8 protein-coding genes are annotated in these 4823 nt (G+C 42.4%); all 8 read right to left on the bottom strand.

Annotated features, from left to right (window positions below; all coding sequences use genetic code 11):
- Positions 1-320, bottom strand: a 320-nt coding sequence (locus V6C93_RS04480; protein ID WP_333475450.1) for a DUF3598 family protein, incomplete at its 3' end; no start/stop codon positions are given.
- A gap of 59 nt (positions 321-379) precedes the next feature.
- On the bottom strand, positions 380-781 hold the full coding sequence (locus V6C93_RS04475) for a BBE domain-containing protein (protein ID WP_333475449.1): 402 nt from the start codon (positions 779-781) through the stop codon (positions 380-382).
- A gap of 54 nt (positions 782-835) precedes the next feature.
- Positions 836-1468, bottom strand: coding sequence for a hypothetical protein (locus tag V6C93_RS04470; RefSeq protein WP_333475448.1), 633 nt, complete (start codon positions 1466-1468; stop codon positions 836-838).
- Positions 1469-1619: 151 nt separating this feature from the next.
- A complete protein-coding gene (locus V6C93_RS04465) occupies positions 1620-2075 on the bottom strand; it encodes a cupin domain-containing protein (protein ID WP_349262613.1) in 456 nt (151 codons plus the stop codon).
- Between the two features lie 5 nt (positions 2076-2080).
- The gene (locus tag V6C93_RS04460) at positions 2081-2413 is read right to left on the bottom strand and encodes a hypothetical protein (RefSeq protein ID WP_333475446.1); all 333 of its coding nucleotides are present in this window, start codon (positions 2411-2413) and stop codon (positions 2081-2083) included.
- Between the two features lie 266 nt (positions 2414-2679).
- Positions 2680-2901, bottom strand: coding sequence for a hypothetical protein (locus V6C93_RS04455; RefSeq protein WP_333475445.1), 222 nt, complete (start codon positions 2899-2901; stop codon positions 2680-2682).
- A gap of 64 nt (positions 2902-2965) precedes the next feature.
- A complete protein-coding gene (locus tag V6C93_RS04450) occupies positions 2966-3331 on the bottom strand; it encodes a sulfite exporter TauE/SafE family protein (RefSeq protein WP_333475444.1) in 366 nt (121 codons plus the stop codon).
- Positions 3332-3380: 49 nt separating this feature from the next.
- Complete coding sequence (locus V6C93_RS04445; protein ID WP_333475443.1) at positions 3381-3572, bottom strand: hypothetical protein; 192 nt, start codon at positions 3570-3572, stop codon at positions 3381-3383.
- Positions 3573-4823 lie beyond the last annotated feature (1251 nt).

The raw sequence follows: 4823 nt of genomic DNA, 5'->3' as shown, positions 1-4823 counted from the left end.
GATAGCCAAGCTATGGCACCTTGGCCAAAGGACAGCGATCTCATAGACAGGCTAGCTGGATGAATCACTCCATCACGCTGATTACAACTTTGCTTCTCAAGTTGCCATGTGTATTCTGCGGTACTCCCGTCAGGGTAGGTGAAGTTATTGGTGTGAATAATAGCTGTTTGCTCTTCATTAAGCCGAAAACTTCTTACACCTTGAAAGGATTTGACGATTTCTTTCTCTGGGGAAGAGACAGTCCAGATTCCGTGCCATGAGATCGCTTCGAGGGTGTGGTCTCCAAATAAGTTTTTCCAATTTTGTTCTTGTGCGTTCATAAGGTGCATTAGGAAGGATAAGATTAGCGTTTCTCGGAGTAGCTTGTTACGTTGGATCGCTACGAACTCGATGGGGCAGCAGTTGGTTTGATATTCTGGTTCAGATGGAACAGATTGGTTGGGTCATACTGATTCTTGAGCGCGACTAGCCGTGCGTATGTGGCGGACGGGTAAGCCTCACGAATACGCTGTTCCCCTTCGTTCTCCAGGAACCCCGCATAAGCACCGTTGGCATAGGGTGAGAGCGCCTGAAAGACTCGCTGTGTGCGGGCATCGAGACTGGCAGCATCAGCGGATAGCAGTCCGTAATGGGTGATCATCACCATGCCCTGTTTGTCGCGGTGGGCGAAGGCGGTCGCGTCTGGTGCTACCTGGCTCATCGCTCCACCAAGAACGCGAAGTACAACCAACGTTTCGGGAGACAGAACCGCCTGAGTTGCTTCGACTAACGTATGCACCATCTCGTTCGAGAGCGTCTTGAAAAACTGTGATCTGCGCTTCGCAGCAGCGCTTCGCTATCGCGCATGATGCTGCATACCACGTACCTCACCGATCGCGTTGAACGCAAAGATGTCCGGATAGGGCATGGGAGCGATCGTATCTGCGATCGGGGTAGCAAGCTGACGCAGTGGAGCCACCACCCGCTCGCCCTCGCTCAGGTTGCCTGTGTAGCAGACCAGGATGCCGATAACCGGGGTTCCTTGCTTGTCGGGTGGGATGAAAGGGGCGGGAGGGGCAAGCGCGAACACAGCCTCAGTTGAGAGTTCATTCGGTGCTGCTTTGGTTCCATGTCCGGCTAAACTATGTCCACCGCTCCGCACGGAGAGCGTCATCGGCTGCTCACGGGCCAAATTGACGGCGGCTCTGACATCTTCCGCATCGATGCAACGCGCGATCGCAGCGGGATGGCAATCAAAGGCACCGTTCCAGACTCGTCGTTCGGCTTCATAAGTCGGGTTTCCTGGAAGGATTAGTTCACCTCGTAGGGTCGAGATTAATTTCGCGATCGCTTGCCCGTCAACAGATAGCTTCTCTTGTGAAGACGTTGTTTGAGCGTGAAGTTGACCATTCTGGTCGTAATGAGGGTGGCTATCTCCATCGGTGATGAATGACTCGATATCCAATTTAGATAGTTGTTTGTCAACCATTTGCAAATTTTCCAAGTCATGAGCTTTCCTATTTAGGGCTTACACAAGTTTTCTGCTGAACCGCTATTTGTAGGGGACGAACTGCTGTTCGCCCTGACTCTATGTGGTGTCCTTGCGTAAGTCCCGATCCTTTAGCACGCCTAGCACGCCGCTAAGATAAAACTGGTGAAGCTTTTCCTCGCAGCACAGCTAAATCTTCCTCATCCAGTTCTGTTGGCACTCCACTGCGAATTAGTTCAGCAAACTCTTCATTTGGCACCATAATCGTCAGGGTATACAAGCGACTTTTCCCTATGTTTTCGATTGTATGAATTCCAGTTGGAGGCACCAAAAGACTATCGCCTTCCTGAATTTGTATCGTCTTGCCATCACAAGTTGCCTGTCCTTCTCCTTTGAGGACAAAAAACATTTCCGTCGCGTACATATGTCGGTTGGGAGGTGTCTTTCCGCCGACATCGAAAATTTCGATACAGCAGGTAAATGAGACTTTATCTTTGAGCGGATCGAAGGCGAGCGCTAACTTATTACTAGAATCAGGACTAATCCGATAAGCTTGGTATTCTTGGGGAGACTTAGCAAGGGGAATCATGCAACGAGAGTCAGTCATTATCATCAGTAGTTTCCTCCTATTTTCTGTTTTATCTGAGCGTTCAATTGTTCAACTGAATTTCTACCTACTTCTTGCGCCGCCTGATAAATTTTTGGAGCCTGAATCCAGATACCAGCCCCCAGTAAGACTAGAGTTGTTAATGCGCTAAACCTGACTACTTTCTTAGTAAGCTTAGGCTTCTTTTCTTCAATGGGCTGATCGACAGCGTCTTGAATTTCCTCTTTAATCGTCAAACTCCAATCAATTCCGCATTGTGACCATAAACCTAAATAATTAAGAAAATTCAGTGATTTATCTCGTATACTAGAATTGTTGTGAAATTTATTTTGTGACATATGTTTTTCCAATTTCTGTCAAAAAGTTCACTTTTTTGAGCCAATTTTAAGGTATCGCCATTCTCAATTAGCCTGGGCAGTAAAATTCTACTCATTATCTCAATTAATGTTATTTTTTTGAAAAATTAAGCATTTGTTAACCTCCCGTTATGAGGGCTATAGATTAACAGATTGATACAAGCAGTTTAAAAATGATCGTTCAAAATTTTCACAATTTATACCCAACCTTTAACGTTAGGCATCGCCTGTGGTTCTCATGTATATTTCTACATCCACCAATAGATGCGACACTTTGTTTGTTTAGTTTTGTTTGAGACTAAGTTTTCCGATTCATCCATTCGGATTGTCTGGGTGTTTAAGACGTTTGCCCGATAAAGCGAGGAAGCCTTTTCTTCGCTTGGTGCCGCAGGCCTAGCAAATTCTTGTTCAACAAATTGAACGGAATTGGATAGAGCCGCTGTTTTGTTAATCCTGGTTGAAGTAGTCATATTTCACCTCATTGCTAGAAAGTAAAAAGTTTAAGATTTTAGACGGACTATATTGACTCAGCGTTTAGCTAAAAAACATCATTTTGCCACCAATTACCAGCAACATCGTGGCGAACATTTTTCTCAACATAGCATCTGGTATTCCAATAGCTAACTTGGCTCCTAATAAACTTCCTAAAAAGAACCCAATACATAAAATAATTCCCACCTTCAAGTTTACATATCCTTGCTGATAGTAAGTCCAAGCCCCCATCAAACCAATGGGTGGAATTAGCAAGGCTAATGTTGTCCCTTGAGCAATATGCTGGGAAAAACCAAATAAGTAAATAAGTGCTGGTGTAATCAAGGAACCTCCACCAATACCAAGTAACCCACTTAGAGTTCCAGTCGTGCAACCTAAGAATAAGAAAAGTAACCCTTTTAGTAACATGGCATTTACTCTTTGAGTCTCATCTAAATTAATGAAGAATTAAGGTAAATTACAGAATCTCTGGGAGTTGATAGCGCCAGTTTATTGCACGCGGTTTAACGTAATGGTGGATAGGACGAGGAGTGCATTTAAACCTTTCACCAAGACATTGATAGCGCCAGTTTATTGCACGCGGTTTAACGTAAGGTTGAATAGGGCGAGGAGTGTATTCGTAGATGTAAGCGCGGTAAATGAATTTCATGGTTTTATCTATCCTCTATATTTCAAAAAAAACTTGGAAAATTGCGGAAATGCTTTAGTTTTACAGATGTAATGAAACTTGGTTGATTTATGCAGCGATGTTTACGACGGGCGTTCGGGTAGTGTCTCGAAGAGAAGTCATCACACTAGCTCTTTGTGTTGATATTCCCTAATCTTGTGCAGTCCACTTTCCTACCAAACACTCACGTTCTCCATCAAATTCTTTCACCCAAATTCTTGAAAGCTTGGGTTGAGTCCTTTTAGGCTTTTGAGTGAAAGAGGTTTTTGACAATTCCTCTGAGTGTAAGGAAGTCACAGAGTGATTTAAAGTATTTGAGAGTCTCATCATTTTCAACCTTTTTAACGTTTGATGATTGCAGTACTGAGGCTGCCAAGTTTGGAGAAGCCATTTCTGCTTAACTCCTTGTATATGGCGGTTTCTAATGACACCAGGTACACATGAGGTTCATCGTTAGGTTACTAAGCGTCTTTATTGCCATGAACTATGAACACGCAACCCAGAGGCTTGTACCTCACCCAAGTGAGAACCGCTATAAGTTCAATAGTAAAAAATTGATTGAACTTATGCAGTATAAGTAGAGCGTGATTAGAAATGCGAGTTAATGATTCAATTATTGAATGCACTAATTTTGTTATTTTATGTCAAAACTCTTCATTCAATAATTACATTTATAGCTTGCCATTTTTTACCTATTCGTATCTCTACCTAAAGCTATATTACTTACAAAATTAATTCAAAAATATTTCTTAATGTTGTCAAAAAACTAAGCTTACTAAGTAATATTTAAATATTAAATTGAAACAATAGAGATAATAAACGATTTTTATAAAAAAATCTGTGCATAGCGTTTACATTTACCTTACGCAATACACACAACTATTTATCAAGAATTACTGATAATATTTGCTAAAATTTTCATTTAACAAATCGGCTTTCTAAAAGTAATGCAACTATCACTCAAGATTGATTGATATAGCATTTATTTTTTAAGTCGTAATTTGTAATTAAAAGGCGGGTTAGAGCCCTCGGCCTCATAGACCGCCCACGTTTAGGCGGGGTTGAAATCCCAGTCTGTTAGCGCAGCGAGCCGTAGGCTACGTCAATTACGAATTACGAACTACGAACTACGAATTTTTAACCTTTGCTTCTAGTTTTGCTTCTAGTTTGCAAGTTTTGCAAGTTCTCTACTAGAGAAGATCGAGGAGTTAAGGAAAAACTTAAAGGAGTTAA

The organism is Allocoleopsis sp., assembly GCF_036703385.1.
Classification (GTDB): domain Bacteria; phylum Cyanobacteriota; class Cyanobacteriia; order Cyanobacteriales; family Coleofasciculaceae; genus Allocoleopsis.
This window is presented reverse-complemented; position numbering and strand designations above follow the sequence as displayed.